The organism is Dactylosporangium sp. NPDC049742 (genome assembly GCF_040674675.1).
In the GTDB taxonomy this organism is placed as follows: Bacteria; Actinomycetota; Actinomycetes; order Mycobacteriales; family Micromonosporaceae; genus Dactylosporangium; species Dactylosporangium maewongense.
This window is the reverse complement of record NZ_JBFANF010000087.1, coordinates 1-19,163: the sequence shown is the minus strand read 5'-3', so window position 1 is coordinate 19,163 and position 19,163 is coordinate 1. Positions and strand designations below refer to the sequence as shown.

The following is a 19,163-nucleotide window of genomic DNA, read 5'->3' as shown; positions in this document are numbered from 1 at the left end:
TTGATCAGATCCCGCGGGCGCCGGCCGGGTCTTGAACGAATCGCGCACGGCCTCGGAGGAATGGCTCGTAGGACGCGGTGTGGTCGTGGCCGCAGCAACAGCGGTCGACCTCGCCGCCGAGCAGGTCGCGCGGGGTGAGGCCGGTCAGCCGCAGGCACTCCCGGCTCAGGTGCGCCTGGTCGGCGTAGCCGAGGTCGGCCGCGAGGCCCGCGACGCCGGCCGCGCCCGACTGGGCCAGCGCCAGGAACCCCTGGAACCGCAACGTGCGCTGCACGACCTTCGGGCTCAACCCGACCGCCCGCAGGCAGCGGCGGCGCAGCTGGCTCACCGACAGCGCCAGGTGGCCGGCGACGGCGTCGACGGTGACCGGCGACCACGGCATCAGCACCCGCACGGCCTCCCGTACCAACGGATCCACGCCCGCGTCACCGTGGAACTCACGCAGGAGGTGCCGCTGCAGCAGCGCGAGCGCCCGCTCGGGCGTCCGGGCGCCGGCCATCGCCTCCGCGAGCCGGTCGGCGGTCCCGCCCCACAGGTCCGCCAGGCCCGGCCGCTGGTCGAGCAGGTCGTCCAGCGCCACGGGCAGCGGCGGCGGGGCCCCGGGCAGGAACCGCACGCCGACGACCGTCGTGCGCGCCGGGATGACCTCGACCTGCGGACCGGTGAGCGGGCCGAGCAGGTGCGGTCGGCCGCCGATCGGGAAGTGCAGCTCCACGCCGCCGGCCGGCAGGTGCCGCTGCGCGTACGCGACGTCGCCGGTGCGCTGGATCCACACCGTCCGGACGACGTGCGCCAACGCGGCCACCGGCGCGTGCTCGACGTACGACTCCATCACCGGCCATCCTCGCATGCCCATCGCTGGTTGCAGTTCTACGCCAACATCGGCCGCGCACCGAACACCATCGTCGCGTACGGGCGCGCGGTAGACGATCACCTGCGCTTCCTAGCCGATGCGGACACCGACCCTCTTGTCGCGGGCTTGGACGTGGTCGCGGCGTGGATTGGCGACATGCTCAGTCGCCCGAACCCGCGCGGCGCCGTGCTGGTGCACATGGACGGCGGCGCGGGTCTGGCGAACGCCACGGTCCAGCAGCGGATCGTCGCGGTGCGTTCGTTCTACGAGTTCCTGGTCGAGGACGGGCTGCGCGAGCGGAACCCGGTCCGGCGGGGACAGTCCGGCCGCCGTGGGAGACGACCGCGTCAAGGGCTGATCCGGCGGGTGGAGCAGGCTCCGTGGATCCCGACCGACGTGCAGTGGCAGCAGATTCTGCTGGGCGCAGCGCTCGAGCCGGTGCGGAATCGGCTGATGCTCGCGCTGGCCTACGACGGCGCGTTGCGGCGCGAGGAGCTCGTGCAGCTGGAGGTCGGTGACTTCGAGCCGGCCTACTCGCTGATCCGGCTCCGCGCGGTCACAACGAAGTCGAAGCGGTCGCGGGAGGTCAGCTACGGCTCGGCCACCGCGCAGCTGTTCATGCAAAACCTCGCGGTCCGACGGCAGTTGGTCGGACGGGCCGGCGGCCGGCTGCTGCTGAGCACATCACGGCGGAACCGGGCATCGCCGCTCGGACCCTCCAGCTGGTCGAAGATCGTGACGGGGCTGGCACGGCGTGCCGGTGTCCACCGGTTGTCACCGCACACGTTCCGGCATCTGCGCCTGACCGACCTCGCCCGCGCGGACTGGACGCTGGACCAGATCGCCCAGTACGCCGGTCACCAGGACCTGTCCACCACGCTGCGCTACATCCATCTCAGCGGCCGTGAATTGGCCGCATGGTTCCACCGCACCTCCCAGTCGATCACCGCCGACCGGGAACGGCTCCTGGCCTCATTGGTGGCGGCCCGATGAGCCAGCGGCGCCAACTTCAGCCTCCCGGCAATTGCCCTCGGCCAGCTGCTCGGGCATCACCGCCGCCTGCACCACCACGCCAACGCGGTCGAGCTGCGCCAGCTCGCCGATCTGGTCTTCGGCGTCGGCGTCGCGCAGGCCGCGATCGACGAGGTGCGCACCACGCTGGCGGCCTGGGAGGCGTCGCAGGCGTTTCCCGGGCAGATCGTCAACACCGTCGTCGACCTGCTGCTGACCAGCGGCAGCCCCCGGCTTCGCGACGTCACCGAGGAAACGGTGTTCGCGGTGCTGTCCGACAACCCGACCCCATCGAGATGCTGCGCGCCCTGGTCGGCGTCTGGCTGTTCGCCGGCTGTCGTATCGACGAGATCCACCGCCTCGAACTCGACTGCATCGTCTGGGACGCCGGCACCGACCCGGACACCGGCGAACAGTTCACCAGCTGCCTGCTGCGGGTCCCGGCGAACAAGACCTCCGGCCCGTTCACCAAACCGCTCACCCTCGCCGACCTGTAGCAATGGCTTGGTCACAAACACGCCGCCAGCACCCGCTACTACGGCGAAATCCTGCAACGCACCCTGAGCGCCGCCTACCGCAAGGCCGACTACTTCACCCGCAACGTCGCACCATCCAGGTCCTCACCGACGACGAACGCGCCGCACTCGAAGGCGACCGAGAGGCCCTGACCGCCCTCGCCAACCGACTCGCCGACGTCGCAACTCCATCCGGCCCAACACCGAACGAACTCGGCAACGGCACGGCCTTCATTCCGCTCACCGCCCTGCGCGCCAGCCTCCGGGAGGGCCCTCCGTGAGGGGAGCGCTGCGCACAGAATCTCGGACGCCCCGTGCGGCCGACCTGCACGGGGTGCCAATGTTGCCCTTCAATCAGCTCCCCAGCGGGGACACGGGCGCTCTGCTGAATCCAACCGCCACTGGTCGAAGCGATTCACCGGACTCGTTGGGCGATCCTCAGCTCAGTCAGGTAGCGCTTGACAATTTGACCCCCGTAGTCCACATCGATCAGCCGCGCGATGGAGTTCAGCAGCGCGCTCCGCTGCACGTCCGGCAAGGCACGGTGTCCGGAGTAGGTCAACAGCAGATCCAGGTAGTCAGCTGTCGAGTACGGCAGCTCCCACTCGTATCGGTAGAACTTCGCAGGCCCGAATCGCCCAGACGAGGTGAGCTCCCGATCGTCTTCGACGATGTCACGAGCCGTCTCAAGACGCAGGCCCGGTGGGGTCGACGGATCGAAGCGCTCGTAGCACTTCTGGGTCTCAACGAAGAATGCCTCGGTCCAGCTGCCGCCAGCGATGTGGTGGGTTCCCACGGTGGCCAGCAGGCCACCGAGACGCAAAGCGTCAGCAGACTTCGACACCCGCACCGCGGGGTCGATCCAGTGAAACGCGGTAGCGGAGAACACCACGTCGAACGGTTCACCGGGCAACGGCCACTCCTCGAACGCCGCCGTAACGACCTCCACCGCGTCGAACGCGGCAAGATTTCGCCGAGCCACAGCCGCCATGTCCGTGCCCAACTCGACAGCCACGATGCGGTAGCCCCGCTCGGCCAACGGCACGGTCGCCTGCCCAGTGCCACAGCCGATCTCCAGCACTCTTGCCCCAGGCACTACCCCGCCCGCAGCGAGATCATCAAACATCTGCACCGGGTACCGAGGGCGGGCGCGGTCATACCGGGCAGCGTCCTCGTTGAAGGTCTCTCGCAACCTCACGTAGTCATTGCTATCGCTCACCAACAGAGAGTACGAGCGCAGCTCCTACGGCAGGCACCCAATTCCCGATGCCAGGCACGGCAGGGTGCTGCCGCTCGCTCGCCCACCGATCGTTACCGGAAATTCGCAATAACGTGCCTGTTACAAGGAAGGGCGGGTCCTGACCGACCCGAGCCCCCGCGACCTGGCCACGGCCGTCGGGCTCGACCTGTGCGGGCTGCCCGAGGGGGCGCGGTGCGACCTGCTGGTCGTCGGTGCCGGTCTGGCCGCCGCCGTCTACGGCGCCTCCGAAGGCCTCGACGTCGTGGTCGTCGAGGACGTCGCCCCCGGCGGGCAGGCCGGCACCTCGTCGCGGATCGAGAACTACCTGGGCTTCCCGCGGGGGATCGCGGGCGCCGAGCTGGCCCGCTCGGCGATGCTCCAGGCCGTCAAGTTCGGGGCGCGGCTCGTCTCGCCCCGCTCCGTCACCGGCCTGACCCGTGACCCGGACGGGTTCCGGGTCAGGCTCGACGACGACACCGACGTGGCCGCCCGCCGTGGTGGTCGCCAGCGGGGTCCGGTACCGGCGGCTGACCGTCCCCGGCGTCGCCGACCTCGAGGGGCGCGGCGTCTCGTACGCGGCCACGGAGATCGACGCGCGCGCCTGCCTGGGCCGCGACGTCGTGGTGACCCGCGGCGCGTTCGAGACCTCGGTGCCGGGGCTGTTCGCCGTCGGCGACGTCCGGGCCGGGTCGGTCAAGCGGGTCGCCTCCGCCGTCGGCGAGGGCTCGGTGGTGGTCTCGGCGGTGCACGCGTACCTGGCGGCCACCGGCTGATCGTGGCTTGACATCGATCGCAGTGGACCAGAGACTGCGTGACAACGTTGACATTCGGAGGGGGACCGATGCCGGCGACGATCTACGACGTGGCCCGGGCGGTGGGGGTGTCCGCGTCGACCGTGAGCCGGGCGCTGTCCGTGCCGGACCTGGTCAGCGCGGCGACCCGGGAGCGCGTCCGGCAGGCCGTAGCCGACCTCGGCTACCGGCCCAACCGCGCCGCCCGCGGGCTGATCACCGGCCGCACCGGCAACGTCGGCCTGCTCGTCACGGACCTGACGAACCCGTTCTTCCCCGGCGTCGTCAAGGGCGTGCAGGCCGGCGCGAGCGCCGCCGACCTGTCGGTCCTGCTGATGGAGTCCGACGAGGACCCGGACGCCGAGGCCGGCCTGGTCCGGGCGCTGCGCGAGCATGTCGACGGGATCGTGCTGTGCGCGCCGCGGATGAGCGAGGCGGACCTCGGTTCGGTCGCCGGCGACACGCCCGTGGTGCTGCTCAACCGCCGGGCGCGCGGCGTGCCGTCGGTGACGATCGACAACCTCGAGAGCAGCCGGCTGGTGACCGCCCACCTGCGCGAGCTCGGGCACCGGCGGGTCGCGTACCTGGCCGGGCCCCGCACGTCGTGGTCCGACCGGGAACGGCTGCGGTGCCTGCGGATCGGCGCGTCGGCGGCCGGGCTGGACCTCGTCGAGCTGCGCTCGGCCGCGCCGACGTTCGACGCCGGGGTCGACGCGGGGGACCTGGTCCTGGCCGCGGGCGTGACGGCCGTGATCGCCTACAACGACCTGATCGCGCTCGGGCTGCTCAACCGGTTCCGGGCGCTGGGGGTCGCGGTGCCCGCCGACGTCAGCGTGGTCGGGTGCGACGACATCGCCTTCGCCGGGATGGTGAGCCCGTCGCTGACCACGCTCGCGCAGCCGAAGGAGTCGCTCGGCCGGGCCGGCGTCGACCTCCTCCTGCGGGTGCTCGACGGCACCGCGCCGATCCGCGGCACGGTGCCGTCGCGGCTGATCATCCGCCAGTCGACCGGCCCGTGCCGGCCGGGCGCCTGAAAACGTTCTCACAACCAGCGTCAGCCATTGACCGATGTCGTTGTCGCTGGCAGAATTCGGTCCCCGCGCCATCCCTTCCGCCAGGGGGACCGCCATGAGACTGGCCCTGCTCGCCACCGCGCTGCTGACATCCGGGTTGGTGCTGAGCACCCCGGGCCCCGCCCACGCCGCCGCGCCCACCGGGCGGTACGTGGCGCTCGGGGACTCGTACACCTCCGGGCCGCTGATCCCGGACCAGGTCGACCTCAACTGCGTCCGCTCCAACCGCAACTACCCGTCCCTGGTCGCCCGCGCGATCGGCTCGGCCGCGCTCGTCGACGCCAGCTGCGGGGGCGCCACCACCGCCGACATCCTCAACCCCGGCAAGGGCACCCTCGGCCTGCCCGTCCCCGCCCAGATCTCCGCCGTCACCGCCGCGACGGCGCTGGTCACGATCGGCATCGGCGGCAACGACATCGGCTTCACCGGCATCGTGACGGCGTGCGCCCAGGACGGCGTCGGCGACCCCTTCGGCACGCCCTGCCGCGACCGGTACACCGCCGGCGGCACCGACCAGCTCCAGGCCCGGATCGCCGCCACGGCCCCGAAGGTCACGGCCGTCATCCAGGCCGTGCGCGCCGCCGCGCCCGCCGCCCGCATCGTCGTCGTCGGCTACCCCGCGATCGTGCCGGACCGCGGCTACGGCTGCTGGCCGGTGGTGCCGTTCGCGTTCGGTGACGTGCCGTACCTGCGCACGGTGGCGAAGTCGCTCAACGCGATGCTCGCCCAGACCGCCGCGTCGAACGGCGCCGAATACGCCGACACCTACACGCCGTCGGTCGGCCATGACGTCTGCCGCTCCAAGAGCGTCCGCTGGGTGGAGGGGGTCGTCCCGGAGAACGCCGCCGCCCCGTTCCACCCCAACGCCGCCGGCGAGCAGGCGATGGCCACCGCCGTCACGACCCGCCTCGCCTGAGCGTGCCCCCGTCGTTGCCCATATGCTCGGCAGCATGACGATCAAGCGCATGGACAACGTCGGCATCGTCGTCGACGACCTCGACGCCGCCGTCGCGTTCTTCATCGAGCTCGGCATGGAGCTGGAGGGGAGGATGCCGATCGAAGGCAGCTGGGCGGGGAAGGTCGTCGGGCTCGACGGCATGCGGAGCGAGATCGCGATGATGCGGGTCCCGGGCGCCCCGGGCCGGCTCGAGCTGGCGACGTACCACAGCCCGAAGTCGATCGTCCCCGAGCCGGCGGTCACCCCGTCGAACACGCTGGGCCTGCACCGCGTCATGTTCGCCGTCGACGACATCGAGGACACCCTCGCCCGCCTCCGCCCGCACGGCGCGGAGCTCGTCGGCGAGGTGACCCGCTACGAGGACGCCTACCTGCTGTGCTACCTCCGCGGCCCGAGCGGCATCATCCTGGCGCTGGCCGAGGAGCTGAACTGAGCTGATCTGGGCTGAGCCGCATCAGCCCCGCAGGGTGATCCGCAGCATGACCCGGTCCCGCCGGCCGAGGGTGGCGAGCCGTTCGACGAGCATCACCAGGCGGTACTCGAGGCCGTACTTGCGCCGGACCAGGCCCGTCAGGCGGGCGGTCTCGCGCGGGTCGGTGACGATCTCGGCGGTGCCCTCGACCTGCGGGGTGCTGGCGTGGACCTTGCCGGTGCGGGTGCAGGGGACCAGCCGCACGCGGTGGTCGCGGCGCAGGCGCTTCACCTTGTAACTGGCGGCGAGGGTGGTCACGACGAGGGCGTCGCCGTCCGGGGTGATCCACACAGGCGTGGCGACCGGGGCGCCGTCCTTCCTGAACGTGGTGAGCGAGACGAAGCGCTGCGCGCCGAGCGACGCCGTCGTGGAGGCCTGGGTCATCCTCTTCGGGTACCCGGAGAGGACCGGGTGATGCGCGTCGCCGCGGCGGGGATCAGGTGGGGCTCAGTCGCCGGCCGTGGGCGATGACGGGGTGGACGCCGGCGAGGGTGAGGTCGTCGCGGAGCTCCGAGCGGACCCGGGCGTCGACGAGCAGCAGCGCCCCGGCGGGCATGACCTGGTGCTCGCCCCGCCGGTGCCACGCGGTGTGGTCCGCGAAGCAGACGACCCGGTCGGTGACGGGCAGGACGGCGCGGTTGAGCTCGGCGGTCTCCCCGTCGACGTTGGCCGGGACGCCGGCGTCGTCGGTGCCGTCGAGCTCGATGAACGCCGTGTCGAGGTGAAACGCGTGCAGCGTCCTGGCGGCGAGCGGGCCGGTCAGCCCCTGCGTGCCGGTGACCACGCCGCCGGTGAGGACCAGGGTCTGGTCAGGGCGCTGGTGCTCCTGGAACGCCTGGGCGACCGGCAGCGAGTAGGTCACCACCGTCAGGTCCGGCACCGTCGCCAGGTGGTGGGCGAGCAGCGCCGAGATGGGCCCGGCCGGCAGCGCGACGGTGGTGCCGGGCGCCACCATCCTGGCCGCGTCGGCGGCGATCGCGGCCCGGGCGAACTGCCGCGCCATCACGGCCGAGCGGAGCGGCTTCTGGCCGTGCCCGGCCGCCGGGCGGCGGACGGCGCCGCCGTGGACGCGGGCGACGAGGCCGGACGCGTCGAGCATCGTGAGGTCGCGGCGGATCGTGCCGGTGGAGACGCCGAAGAGGTCGGCGAGGCGGCGCAGCTGCGCGCCGCCGTCGCGGTTGACGATTTCCAGGATGGCGAGTTGCCGTGTCGAGGCCAGCATCGATGCGACCCCCAGGGTCCGAGGTGTGGCAACGTTGTCAGGATCGGGTGGAAGGTAGGACTAGCGGTGCAGGGTGGTGCCGCGGGCGATCAGCCGGGTCGGCAGGATGACCCACCGCGGCGGGCCGGTGTAGCCGTCGAGACGCTCCAGCAGCAGCCGCGCGGTCTGCCGGCCCATGTTCTCCGCGTCGTGGGCGATGACCGTGACGCCGAGGATGTCGCCCATGTCCAGCTCGTCGAAGCCGACGAGCGCCGGCGGCGACGGGTGCCCGTGCAGGGCGCGCAGCGCGCCGGTGGTGATGCGGTTGTTCGTGGTGAAGAGGGCGGTCGGCGGCCGGTCGCGCCGCAGCAGCGCGGTCACGGCATGCTGCGCGGTGTCCACGTCGTGGGCGCCCTCGACCAGGTGCTCGCGCCAGTCCGGGACGCCGGCCGCCGCCAGCGCCGCACCGAACGCGGTGACGCGCTCCTGGTGGGTGCTGAGCCGGGACCGGTCGCCCACGATGCCGATGCGGGTGTGCCCGAGCTTCAGCAGGTGCGCCGCCGCCTGCCGGGCGCCGTCGCGGTTGTCCAGCAGGACCGCGTCCGCGGACAGGCCGACGGGCGGGCGGTCGACGAAGATGAACGGCGTGCCGTGGCGGCGCTCGAGCGCCAGATGGTCGTGCGTGGGCAGGGTGGAGGCGAGCACCAGCGCCCGGACGCGCCGCTCCAGCAGCGCCTCGGTGAGCTGGTGCTCGGACTGCGAGTTCTCGTCGATGTTGACGGTGACCAGCTGCAGGCCGTGCGCCCGGACCTCGCGCTCCAGCCCGCCGGCGAGCTGGGAGTGGAACGGGTTGCCCAGGTCGCCGGCGAGCATCCCGATCAGCGTCGAGGTGTTGCCGCCGCGGCGCAGCTCCCTGGCCATGCCGTTGGGCCGGTACCCCAGCTCGCCGGCGGCCCGCAGCACCCGCTCGCGGGTCTCGTGCGCGACGTGGCTCTCGCCGTTCAGCGCTCTCGATGCGGTCTTGATCGACACACCCGAGAGCGCCGCGACCTCCACCAGACCGGGGCGCCCGGACCGAGCGGCGTCCTCCGTCATGGCGCCGAGCATGCCAGCGCACCTGCGGTGGGCAGCGGGGATCCACCGGCATCGGGACCTCGGTCACGGGACAAGCCTTTCAGCCCTTGGTCGAGCCGAGCGCCAGCCCGGCGATGAACTGTTTCTGCAGTGCGACGTACACGATGAGGGTCGGGATCGCGGCGATCAGCGCGGCCGCCGCGATCATGTTCTGGTTGGCGACGAACTGGCCCTGGAGGTTGGCCAGGGCCGAGGTCACCGGGCGCTTGTCGCCGGTGGAGATGAGCGTGATGGCCCAGAAGAAGTCGTTGTAGATCCAGGTGGTGAGCAGCGTGGCGAGGGCCGCGAGGGCAGGCCGGCACAGCGGCAGGGTGAGCCGCCAGAACCGGGTCCACACGGTCGCGCCGTCGACGACCGCGGCCTCGTCGAGCTCCTTCGGCAGCGTCCGCATGTAGTTGCTGAGGACGAAGACGCAGAAGCCGAGCTGGAAGGCGACGTTGATGGCGATGAGTCCGAGGTACGAGTTGTACATGAGGCCGCTCTCGCTGACCCAGTGGGGGAGCGGGATGGCGAGGTACAGGCGGAACAGGGGCGTGATGATGACCTGCTGCGGCAGCAGGTTGCCGGCGGTGAACAGGATGAGGAGGGGGATGTTGAACCGGAAGAGCAGTCTCGACACCACGTAGGCGAACGAGGCGGCCAGCAGGAGCGTGAGCAGCACCGCCGGCACCGTGATGATCAGCGAGTTGAGGAAGAAGTGCCACATGTCGGACTGGTTCCACGCGGCCTGGAAGTTGGCCAGGGTCAGGCTGCGGGGCAGGGACACGTAGCCGTGCTCGTTGGTCTCCGCGATCGGGCGGAGCGCGATGTACAGCGCGAACAGCACCGGCGTCACCCAGAGCGCCAGCATGACGAGCATGAACGCCTGCGCGGCGACGCTACCGAGCCGGGAGGGCTTCATCGCGGGGACTCCTCACGGCGGAACGCCTGGTGGAGAAAGATCGTGATCGGGATCAGGGAGATGACGAGCAGGATGACGCCGAGCGTGGAGCCGAAGCCGATGCGTTGGGTCTCGCCGACGATGTTCTGGGTGACGGCGACGGACAGCAGTTCGAGGCCCTTCAAGGGGTTGCCGCCGGAGGTGATGTAGACGAGGTCGAAGGCGCGCAGGGACTCGATCACCGTGACGACCATGACGACGATGTTGATGGGGCGCATGGCGGGGAAGACGACGCGCCAGAACGTCTGCCAGGCTGACGCGCCGTCGACGAGGGCGGCCTCACGTAGGGCTGGATCGACGGCTTTCAGCCCGGCGAGGTAGAGGATCATGACGTAGCCGGCCTGCCGCCAGCTCGCTTCGACGAGCAGGGCCCAGAGGTTGAGGGACGGGTCGCCGAGCCAGTCGATGAGGTTGTCGTCGCCGGTGCGGTGCAGCAGCGAGTTCACCAGGCCGAAGTTGGGTGAGTAGATGAGTTCCCAGATGATGCCGATGAGGGCGAGGGAGAGCATCACGGGCAGGAACAGGATGCTCTGGTAGATGCGGGAGCCGCGGATGCCGCGGTCGATGACGACGGCGAAGAGCATGCCCAGTGGGGTGGCGAAGCATGCGAAGACGAGCAGCCAGATGATGTTGTGCTGCACGGCGGGCCAGAAGTCGGGGTAGGTGGTGAACGCCTGCTCGTAGTTGCGGACGCCGTTGAGGCAGCCGGGCTGCGGGATGCCGGGCACGGACGGCAGCGAGTCGCAGGACTGCAGCCGCACCCCGCCGACGCCGGTCCACTTCGTGAACGACAGCCCGACCGAGGCGAGCGCCGGGCCCCAGATGAAGACGACGTCGATCAGCAGCGGGATGCCGAGCATCGCCGCGACGACGAAGCCGTCGCGGCGGGCGAACGCGTTCACTTGGTGAAGATCGTCTTGGCCTGGTCCTCGGCGCTCTTCTGGATCGACGCGATCGTCTCAGCGGTCGGACTGTCCACAAAGGTCTGGATGAGCTTGATGACGGCGGTGGCCATGTCGGGCACGGTGTCGCGGTCCATGAACTGGGACACGTTCTTGCACTTGGCGATCTCGGCGACGGACTTCTTCTGGATCTCGTTGTAGGTCGGCGCGACGAGACCGTTGGCGAGCCCGACGTCCCAGTGGTCGGTCTCCAGGAACTTGGTCTCGGCGGCGGCGGTGCCGATGTACTCCAGGACTGCCTTGGCCGCCGCCGTGTTCTTGCCCTTCTTCGGCAGCATGAAGCCGTCGGTCGGGGCGTCCATGTAGTACTGGCCGTGCTCGGGGTTGATCGCCGGGTAGGGGAAGAAGTCCAGGTCGGCGAGGTTCGCGGGGGCGTAGTTCGCGGCGACCTGGTTGGAGCCCTGGAACATCATCCCGGCCTGCTTGTTCTCCAGGGTCTTGGCCGCGTCCTGCCAGGTCCGGCCGTTGGCGCCGTTCTGCAGGTACGGCATCAGCTCCCGCCACTTGTCGAACACGGCGGTGACGCCCGGGTCGGTCCACGGCACCTCGTGCTTCATGAGCCGCATGTGGAAGTCGTAGCCGTTGACGCGCAGGTTGATGATGTCGAACGTGCCCAGCGCCGGCCAGCCGTCCTTCTCCGCGAACGCGAGCGGGATCAGCCCGTCGGTCTTCATCTTCTTGCACAGGTTGATGAAGTCGTCCCAGGTCGCGGGGACCTGGTAGCCCTTCGCGGCGAAGACGCTCTTGTTGTAGAAGACGACCCACGGGTAGTTGTACAGCGGCACGAGGTAGTGCTTGCCGTCAATGCCCTTGGACAGGTTGCGGGCGGCGTCGTTGAAGTTGCCGCCGATCTTCTCCCACACGTCGTCGATCGGGGTGAGCAGGCCCTGCGCGGCGAAGAACTGCAGCCGGTAGCCGGCGAACCAGGTGGCCAGGGAGTCCGGCGTGCCCTGCAGGTAGCTGCTGATGTTGTTCTGGAACGTGTTGTGGTCGGTGGTGTTGACCGTGATCGGCACCTTCGTCGCGGCCGTCGCCGCGGACATCAGCGCGGCGAACGCCTGCTTGGTGGCGTCGTCGGAGTAGTTGGACCCGAACGTGATCGGGTCCGTGGCGGAGCCGGTGGCGGCGGGCGCGTCCGCGTCGTCGCCGCAGGCGGACAGCAGCGTGGAGGCGCCGAAGAACGCGGGTGCCGCGGCGAGGCCCCGCAGGGCGGCACGGCGGGACAGCCGGAAGTCGGTCATGGGACTTCTCCAGGGGTGAGGGGGTGTTGAAACCTGAGACGGGCATTCAACAAGTTCCAACTCGGAGACTCAAAAGTCACCACAGCAAATCGACAACATGTCATCGTTGTCAAGCGGTCGGCGAAGATCGGCTTCGACGAATTTTGCGTGGCAAAGCCGATCCTTGACACCATCATGATCAAGATGTTCAATGTCCGCAGAGTCGCGCATGTATCAACGTAAGTCAACGCCGCCATGGTTGACAACGTTGACATCTGCAGTGACGACAGCTCGCCCCCGTCCGAGGTTCCGCCAACCCCTTCCGGAGGACGACCCCCATGCGACATCACAAGTCCCTGCTCCGCGGCACGCTCGTGCTCGCGGTGCTGACCGCCGGCATCGCGTTCGCGACGAAGCCCGCGGCGGCCGCCACCAGCTGGACGGTCACCGGACCGTCCGCCGGCTCCCCGACGTCGGCCCAGGTCACGCTCAACGACAACGGGACCCTGAGCTTCTCCGTGGCCAACCAGGGCCGCACGATCCTGTCCCCGTCGGCGATCGGCATCGTGACCGGCGCCGCCGACCTGACGAAGGGCCTGACCTTCACGACCCGCACGAACCGGACCGTCACCGAGGCCTACTCGATGACCACCGGCAAGCAGCGCAACCGGTCGACGACCTACTCGGAGTCGACGCTGTCGTTCACCGGCGCCGGCGGTGCCCGGCTCGACGTGGTGGTCCGGGCCTCCGACACCGGCGCGGCCTACCGGTACGTGCTGCCCGGCTCCGGGTCGGTGACCATCCAGCGGGAGGCCACGTCCTGGTCGGTGCCGACCAACACCAACAGCTGGCTGCTCCCGTCGCACCGCGAGGACCAGGGTTACCCGGTGCAGGCGACGGCCGGCGCCGCGGCCACCGGAACCTTCCGCAACCCCGCGCTGTTCGATGTCGCCGGCACGTTCGCGCTCGTCGCCGAGGCCGACCTCGACGGCCGGTACGCCGCGATGAGCCTGCAGCACCAGAACGGCTCCGGCACGTTCACCGCGATCCTCGACAGCGGCTCGATCACCGCCAACCGGCCGTTCTCCACGCCGTGGCGCACCGCCGCCGTCGGGTCGCTGAACTCCGTGACCACCTCGACCATCGTCGACGACCTGTCCGCGCCGTCGCGGGTCAGCAACACCTCCTGGGTCAAGCCCGACACCGTCACCTGGTCCTGGCTGACCGAGCACTCCAGCCCGTCGGACCAGAACCGGCAGCGGCAGTACATCGACTTCGCCGCCCGCAACGGCTGGGGCTACGTCCTCATCGACGAGGGCTGGCAGTCCAGCTGGGCGCCGAGCGTCACGCAGTACGCCAGGGACCGCGGCGTGCAGGTCATCCTGTGGTTCAACTCCAACCAGCTGTGGACCGCCGCGCAGCGCGAGCAGTGGCTGCCGCAGATCAAGAGCTGGGGCGTCGCCGGTGTCAAGGTCGACTTCTCCTACGAGTTCACCCAGCCGACCCTGCAGTGGTACGACGCGATCCTGGCCCGCACCGCCGAGCTCCAGCTGATGATCAACTTCCACGGGTCGGCGACCCCGCGCGGCATGCAGCGCACCTGGCCGCACGTCATGACCGCCGAGGCCGTGCACGGCGCCGAGCAGTACCTGCGAGCCCAGAAGAACACGATCCTGCCCTTCACCCGCAACGCGATCAGCAGCATGGACTACACCCCGGTCATCTTCAGCCCGTACAACCGCGACACCACCCGGGCGCACGAGCTCGCCACCGCGATCGTCTTCGAGTCCGGCTGGCAGCACCTCGGCGACAACCCGGAGAGCTACGAGTCGCAGCCCGAGGCGATGCGCATCCTCAACCAGATCCCGACCGCCTGGGACGAGACCCGCCTGCTCGGCGGCCGCCCTGGCCAGGAGGCGTACTTCGCCCGGCGCAACGGCGGCACGTGGTACCTCGGCGGCATCTCCGCCATCGCCGCGAAGACGTACCAGACGCCGCTGAACTTCCTCGGCGCCGGCCAGTGGTTCCTGGAGACCGTGCGGGACAACGGCGGCAACCTGCTGCGCGAGACCCGGACCGTCTCCAGCGCCGACACCCTGTCGGTGCCGCTGCTGGAGCGGGGCGGGTTCGCGTCGGTGGTCTGCCCGTACACCGCCGGCATGACCACCTGCGGGACCCCGCTCAGCGGCTCCGTCATCCGCGGCGTGCAGTCCGGACGCTGCGTCGACGTGCCCAACAACACCACCACCAGCGGCACCCCCGTCGCGCTGTGGGACTGCAACGGCGGCGCCAACCAGCGGTGGGTGGCGACGGGTTCGCGGCAGCTGCAGGTGTACGGGACCAAGTGCCTGGACGTGGTGGGCGCGTCGACCGACGACGGGGCGGCCGTGCAGATCTGGGACTGCAACGGCGGCACCAACCAGCAGTGGACGCTCAACAGCAACGGCACCATCGTCGGCACCGGCTCCGGCAAGTGCCTCGACGCGTACGACAACGGCACCGCCAACGGCACCAAACTGATCATCTGGCCGTGCAGCGGCGGCACCAACCAGCAGTGGACGAGGAGCTGACCTCCCCGTCCCGACCCCGGCCGGGCCACCACCGGCCCGGCCGGGATCGCCGCGGGCCCGTCGGCCGGCCGGCTCAGCCGGTGTACGGCGGGCCGGCGGTCATGCGGACCGTGTAGCCGGTCGCGGCCCGGTGGAGCGTGATGTGGCTGCACGACTGGTGGGCGATCCACAGCCCGAGCCCGGCCGACGTGGTGCTGCTCGTCGGCAGCAGGCCGGCGAACGGGTTCCTGGGGCCGGACCCGCCGTCCTCCACCGAGACGACCATGCGGCCCCGGCCCGCCCAGATCCGCATCCGGACCGGCGGCAGGCCGTGCACGTACGCGTTGGTGACGATCTCGCTGACCGACAGCACCAGCTCATCGACCGGCCGGCCGGTAAGGCCGTCGCCGGCCGAGGCGGCGGCGGTGCGGACCGCGGCCCGCGCCTCCAGGGGCCGCGGGTCGAGCAGGTCCGCGACCGGCGGCGCGTGCTCGATCGGGTCGGTGACGGCCGGCCGGTCCTGGAGCAGGAACTCCTCCGGGGAGACGTACTGCGGGCTCGGCACGTGCCGGTCGTGCGGCAGCGCGGTGCGCGGGTGGGTGCGGGCGACGTCGGCGAGGACGGCCGGCGGGGTGGTGCGCTCGTCGTAGGCGCACATGCTCCACAGCGGGAACTCGTCGTAGGCGTGGTTGATCGCCGACTCGTACCGCGCCCACGCGTCCCAGGTGGCACCGAACTGCGCCGCGGACAGCTCGCCGACGATGCGGATCTGGCCGGCGCCGGCGCCGACGTGCTCGGCGAGGAGGTTGCGGTAGGAGCGGATGGCCCCGACCGGCCGGGCGTAGACGTCGCCGCCCTCGAGGAACGTCACCGGGCACCCGGCCGGCAGTGCGGCGCGGACCAGCTCGGCGTTGCGCTCGCCGAAGGCGACCATGGTCGGCTCGCCGGCGGTGACACCCCCGAGCAGGAACGGCAGCACGACCGCCAGGAGGTGCTCGTCGGAGTCGTAGCGGATCGCCTCGTGGAAGTACCCGGAGTGCCCGGCCGCCGCGCCGGTCCTCACTGGACCCGCTCCACCCGCACGCGGCCCGCGCCGACCATGGCGGCGAGCTCGGTGACGGTGCCCAGCGACGTGCGCAGGACCGCGTCGGCGTCGGCGGCCTCCGCATACCGGTGCAGCTGCAGCAGCGCGCGGTGGTCGATGAACCGCAGGCCGGCGGCGTCGAAGACGATGGTCCCGCCGGTCGGCTCGGGCCGGACGTGGGCCAGGGCGGCCGGGAACAGCTCCTCGGCGGCCACGTCGAGCTCGCCGGCGAGGATCGCGGCCGGCCCGTCGGGCGGTCCGGCCCGCAGCGTGAAGAACACGCCGCCGGCGTTGCTCGCCGGGTGGAGGCAGGCCAGCTCGGCGATCGCCCGGTCGCCGAGGACGCCGCGGTCGAACCCGCACACCGCGTGCACCGGGGCGGTCGCGATGAAGCGGTCGACGAGCGCCTCGTAGGCGGCGAACACCGACAGCAGGCCGGGGGCGGCGACGAGCGGCGTGCACTCGGCGACGACCCGCAGCCCGGCGAAGCCGTCGGCGACCGCGGTGGCCGACGCGACCGTGAAGGTGCCGACCTGCGCCGGCGGGTCCAGCGGCTGCCCGACCTGGTACGTCTCCTCCAGCGGCACGAACCGGACCGCGCCGGGGTGCGCCCGCGCCGCCTCGTCCAGCCAGCCGCCCAGCCCACCCGGGCCGTCGGCCCGCGCGTACCAGATCCGCTCACCGGCGGCGAGACCCTCGGCGAGGAACGTCCTGGCGGACGTCTCGAACTGCCGCCGGTCCTCATACGACCAGCAGGAGTGCTTCGCCGCCGCCACCGCCGTCACCGGGTGCGCCGCCCAGGTCTCATTCCCGAAGCATAGCCGCTGATCAGTGACGCGCTCGCCGGCGATGAGCGACCGGCACCTTCGGCCGAGGCGCCACAGGTGATCGGGCGGTGCCGCTGTCGTCCCACCGGGTGACCTGCCCGCCGTCCCGCGGCGACCTGCCGGCGACGGCCTGGTGGCGGATGGCTCACGGGCGGGCGTGGTGGGGGCAGGCGTGGTGCTTGAAGTCGCCGACCTCGTCGAGGGTGATGACGTGCGGGTCCGCGTACGCGCGGCGCAGGAACTCCAGGGAGTTGGCCTGGCCGTCGGTGAGGAAGCCGCCGCCCCACGTGACGAAGTAGTTCCAGTCGGCGTGGTAGGCCCGCGTCAGCGCCGGGTCGGGGATCGAGCCGACCTCGCCCAGTGCGACGAGCTTGCGGCCGCCGCCGAGGCCGCGCAGCCGGTCGTAGACCGCGCTCACCGGCCCGTGGTCGCCGGCCTGCGGTCCCGGCCGTAGTGCCCGGTGAGGTACGCCATCAGCGACCGCGCCTCGGGGGTGGCCCGGCGGTCCGTGAGCGCCCCGGTCACCTGGTGCGGCGGTGGCGGCGGGGCCGGGGCGACCCGGATGGCGTCGATCTCGTACCAGCCCCAGTTGCTCTGCGGCGCGACGGTGTTGTCGCCCGCGCCGAGCAGGACCCGGCCCGCGCCGACCTGGACCCGGCCCGCGCCGACCTCGGCGAAGGTCTCGGTGCCCGGCAGCAGCAGGTCGCCGGCCGGCGCGCTGTTGAGCAGCAGGCGGGTCTGCTTGTCGCCGAACGGCGACCGGTACCGCACGCTCAGGTCGAACAGCCCGCCCGACCCGCCGGGCACGGCGATGGTCACGGTGTCGGCCGGGTCGTCGAAGCCGGCCACGTATCCGGTGCCGGAGAACCCCGGCACGGTGTCGGCGACGGTGACACCCTGCAGGGTGCCGCCTTCCGCCTCATAGGTGGTCGACGCGGTGGCCGCCGAGGCGGGCGGGCCGGCGACGGCGACGGTGGGCAGCACGAGGGCCGCGGCGAGCACGATCGAGATATGAGGCCGCACAGAACGCTCCCGAGATCCGACACCACCGAGCAGAATCGATCGGGGTCGAACCGTATGGGTGAGTTTTCCGGACGGTCAAGGTGGGCGGAAGGATGGTTCGAACCGCCGCACGGATCGCGTGAAAGTTGCGGGGATCGATACATTCCGGCCGTGGCGACAGCGGGTGGCTGCGGCCTTGATGTCGACGCGACTCGTCGCGTTCAACCGGCCCTCATCTCGCCGGCGCACTGTACGCGCATGTGGCTGCGGGAGTGGCGGCGTTGGCTGGGGGTCGCCCTCACCGTGGCCGCGGCGGCGGTGGCGTTCGTGCTGCTGCGCGGGTCCCTGCCCGCTCCGGGCACCGTGCTGCGGTCGCTGCTGGCGGCGCAGTGGTGGTGGCTCGTGCCGGCGCTGCTGGTCCAGGCCGGTTCGGTGCTCATGTACGCGGTGCAGCAGCGCCACCTCCTGGCCGCCTACGGCGGCGCGATGTCGACCGGCCGGGCGGTGGGCGTGTCGCTGGCCCGCACCGCCCTGTCCACGGCGATGCCGGCCGGGGGCCCGGTGTCGACCGCGTTCGCCGTCCGCCAGTTCCGCGCGCACGGCCTGACCAGCGCGGCCGCCCTCGCCACCACGGTCCTGGCCAGCATCCAGGCGAGCGCGGCGATCGTCCTCGTCTACCTCGCCTGGTGCGCGGTGGCCGTGTCCACCAGCGCGACCGGCCTCCTGGTGGTGTCGGCCGCCGGGGCGCTGCTCGGCGCGGCCGCGGTCGTGCTCCGCCGCCGGCTCCGCGGCGCCGGTCCGCGCGCCGTGCCGGAGCCCGCCGACGCCCGTCAGGCCGGCGGCGGGCGGGCCCTGATCCACACCCTGGTCCGCCTCGGCGTGGACACGACCCGGGCCTGCTGGTCGCTGCCGGCCAGGTGCTGGCTCACCGCGGGCGGCGCGGCCGCCGTGCGCAGGGTGTGCGACCTGGCGTGCTTCGTCGCGGTCGCCCAGGCGTTCCGCCTCGACACCGGCACGATGGCGCTCGTCGGCGCCTACCTGACCGGGCAGCTCGTCCGGCAGATCCCGCTCGTCGCCGGCGGCGCCGGCCTGGTCGAGGCGAGCCTGCTCGCGTCGCTGGTCGCCGCCGGTGCCGGCGACACCGCGGCCGCGGCGGCCGCCGTCCTGACCTACCGGCTGCTGTCCTGCTGGCTCATCGCGCTCGTCGGGCTGCCGGTCGTGGTGGGCCTCAGCGCGACCGGGCAGCAGCCGCCGGGCCTCCGCGGTCGCCTTCCCAGAACCAGAGGGCGAACACGATGACGTTCGTCAGCCAGATCGCGGCGGCCCACAGC

21 protein-coding genes are annotated in these 19,163 nt (G+C 71.5%); 8 read left to right on the top strand and 13 right to left on the bottom strand.

Annotated elements, in window-relative coordinates; all coding sequences use genetic code 11:
- Positions 1-4: 4 nt before the first annotated feature.
- Complete coding sequence (locus tag AB0J72_RS53055) at positions 5-832, bottom strand: helix-turn-helix domain-containing protein (protein ID WP_363414957.1); 828 nt, start codon at positions 830-832, stop codon at positions 5-7.
- A gap of 30 nt (positions 833-862) precedes the next feature.
- Here AB0J72_RS53055 and AB0J72_RS53050 point away from each other — a divergent pair, with 30 nt between their 5' ends.
- Positions 863-1,846: a site-specific integrase gene (locus AB0J72_RS53050; RefSeq protein WP_363414955.1), complete on the top strand. Its 984-nt coding sequence runs from the start codon at positions 863-865 to the stop codon at positions 1,844-1,846.
- Positions 1,847-1,902: 56 nt separating this feature from the next.
- On the opposite strand, the gene AB0J72_RS53045 is transcribed toward AB0J72_RS53050, so the two are convergent.
- The gene (locus AB0J72_RS53045; RefSeq protein ID WP_363414952.1) at positions 1,903-2,112 is read right to left on the bottom strand and encodes a hypothetical protein; all 210 of its coding nucleotides are present in this window, start codon (positions 2,110-2,112) and stop codon (positions 1,903-1,905) included.
- A gap of 48 nt (positions 2,113-2,160) precedes the next feature.
- On the opposite strand from AB0J72_RS53045, the gene AB0J72_RS53040 reads away from it, so the two are divergent.
- Positions 2,161-2,361 carry a hypothetical protein gene (locus AB0J72_RS53040; protein ID WP_363414949.1) on the top strand — a complete coding sequence of 67 codons (201 nt, stop codon included), beginning with the start codon at positions 2,161-2,163 and terminating at the stop codon, positions 2,359-2,361.
- A gap of 433 nt (positions 2,362-2,794) precedes the next feature.
- Here the strand turns inward: AB0J72_RS53040 and AB0J72_RS53035 are convergent, their stop codons facing one another.
- Entirely contained in the window at positions 2,795-3,598 is an 804-nt protein-coding gene (locus AB0J72_RS53035; RefSeq protein WP_363414946.1) for a class I SAM-dependent methyltransferase, read from the bottom strand.
- A 515-nt stretch (positions 3,599-4,113) separates the two neighbouring features.
- Here AB0J72_RS53035 and AB0J72_RS53030 point away from each other — a divergent pair.
- The 4 genes from AB0J72_RS53030 (at position 4,114) to AB0J72_RS53015 (ending at position 6,874) form a co-directional block, all read left to right on the top strand.
- On the top strand, positions 4,114-4,392 hold the full coding sequence (locus tag AB0J72_RS53030; protein ID WP_363414943.1) for a hypothetical protein: 279 nt from the start codon (positions 4,114-4,116) through the stop codon (positions 4,390-4,392).
- A 68-nt stretch (positions 4,393-4,460) separates the two neighbouring features.
- The gene (locus AB0J72_RS53025; RefSeq protein WP_363414940.1) at positions 4,461-5,444 is read left to right on the top strand and encodes a LacI family DNA-binding transcriptional regulator; all 984 of its coding nucleotides are present in this window, start codon (positions 4,461-4,463) and stop codon (positions 5,442-5,444) included.
- A 94-nt stretch (positions 5,445-5,538) separates the two neighbouring features.
- Positions 5,539-6,399: an SGNH/GDSL hydrolase family protein gene (locus tag AB0J72_RS53020; RefSeq protein ID WP_363414937.1), complete on the top strand. Its 861-nt coding sequence runs from the start codon at positions 5,539-5,541 to the stop codon at positions 6,397-6,399.
- Positions 6,400-6,433: 34 nt separating this feature from the next.
- The gene (locus AB0J72_RS53015; protein ID WP_363414934.1) at positions 6,434-6,874 is read left to right on the top strand and encodes a VOC family protein; all 441 of its coding nucleotides are present in this window, start codon (positions 6,434-6,436) and stop codon (positions 6,872-6,874) included.
- Positions 6,875-6,895: 21 nt separating this feature from the next.
- On the opposite strand, the gene AB0J72_RS53010 is transcribed toward AB0J72_RS53015, so the two are convergent.
- From AB0J72_RS53010 to AB0J72_RS52985, 6 genes are all read right to left on the bottom strand, one after another.
- Positions 6,896-7,297, bottom strand: a complete 402-nt coding sequence (locus AB0J72_RS53010; RefSeq protein ID WP_363414931.1) for a PPOX class F420-dependent oxidoreductase — start codon at positions 7,295-7,297, stop codon at positions 6,896-6,898.
- A gap of 52 nt (positions 7,298-7,349) precedes the next feature.
- On the bottom strand, positions 7,350-8,135 hold the full coding sequence (locus AB0J72_RS53005) for a DeoR/GlpR family DNA-binding transcription regulator (RefSeq protein ID WP_363414928.1): 786 nt from the start codon (positions 8,133-8,135) through the stop codon (positions 7,350-7,352).
- Between the two features lie 60 nt (positions 8,136-8,195).
- Positions 8,196-9,209 carry a LacI family DNA-binding transcriptional regulator gene (locus tag AB0J72_RS53000; RefSeq protein WP_363414925.1) on the bottom strand — a complete coding sequence of 338 codons (1,014 nt, stop codon included), beginning with the start codon at positions 9,207-9,209 and terminating at the stop codon, positions 8,196-8,198.
- 79 nt (positions 9,210-9,288) lie between these two features.
- On the bottom strand, positions 9,289-10,149 hold the full coding sequence (locus AB0J72_RS52995; protein ID WP_363414922.1) for a carbohydrate ABC transporter permease: 861 nt from the start codon (positions 10,147-10,149) through the stop codon (positions 9,289-9,291).
- Positions 10,146-11,090 (bottom strand): sugar ABC transporter permease, encoded by a 945-nt coding sequence (locus AB0J72_RS52990; RefSeq protein ID WP_363414919.1) that lies wholly within the window; start codon positions 11,088-11,090, stop codon positions 10,146-10,148. Before AB0J72_RS52990 ends, AB0J72_RS52995 begins: the two co-directional genes overlap by 4 nt.
- A complete protein-coding gene (locus tag AB0J72_RS52985; protein ID WP_363414916.1) occupies positions 11,087-12,391 on the bottom strand; it encodes an ABC transporter substrate-binding protein in 1,305 nt (434 codons plus the stop codon). The genes AB0J72_RS52990 and AB0J72_RS52985 overlap by 4 nt, the downstream gene beginning before the upstream one ends.
- 317 nt (positions 12,392-12,708) lie before the next feature.
- Here AB0J72_RS52985 and AB0J72_RS52980 point away from each other — a divergent pair, with 317 nt between their 5' ends.
- Positions 12,709-14,940 (top strand): glycoside hydrolase family 97 catalytic domain-containing protein, encoded by a 2,232-nt coding sequence (locus AB0J72_RS52980; protein WP_363414913.1) that lies wholly within the window; start codon positions 12,709-12,711, stop codon positions 14,938-14,940.
- A 73-nt stretch (positions 14,941-15,013) separates the two neighbouring features.
- Here the strand turns inward: AB0J72_RS52980 and AB0J72_RS52975 are convergent, their stop codons facing one another.
- From AB0J72_RS52975 to AB0J72_RS52960, 4 genes are all read right to left on the bottom strand, one after another.
- Positions 15,014-15,982, bottom strand: coding sequence for an anti-sigma factor RsbA family regulatory protein (locus AB0J72_RS52975; protein ID WP_363414910.1), 969 nt, complete (start codon positions 15,980-15,982; stop codon positions 15,014-15,016).
- Positions 15,979-16,788, bottom strand: coding sequence for an MEDS domain-containing protein (locus tag AB0J72_RS52970; RefSeq protein ID WP_363414907.1), 810 nt, complete (start codon positions 16,786-16,788; stop codon positions 15,979-15,981). The genes AB0J72_RS52975 and AB0J72_RS52970 overlap by 4 nt, the downstream gene beginning before the upstream one ends.
- 187 nt (positions 16,789-16,975) lie before the next feature.
- The gene (locus AB0J72_RS52965) at positions 16,976-17,248 is read right to left on the bottom strand and encodes a glycosyl hydrolase (RefSeq protein WP_363414904.1); all 273 of its coding nucleotides are present in this window, start codon (positions 17,246-17,248) and stop codon (positions 16,976-16,978) included.
- Positions 17,245-17,853, bottom strand: coding sequence for a CBM35 domain-containing protein (locus AB0J72_RS52960; RefSeq protein ID WP_363414901.1), 609 nt, complete (start codon positions 17,851-17,853; stop codon positions 17,245-17,247). The genes AB0J72_RS52965 and AB0J72_RS52960 overlap by 4 nt, the downstream gene beginning before the upstream one ends.
- A 237-nt stretch (positions 17,854-18,090) precedes the next feature.
- On the opposite strand from AB0J72_RS52960, the gene AB0J72_RS52955 reads away from it, so the two are divergent.
- Entirely contained in the window at positions 18,091-19,131 is a 1,041-nt protein-coding gene (locus AB0J72_RS52955; protein WP_363414898.1) for a lysylphosphatidylglycerol synthase domain-containing protein, read from the top strand.
- Positions 19,132-19,163 lie beyond the last annotated feature (32 nt).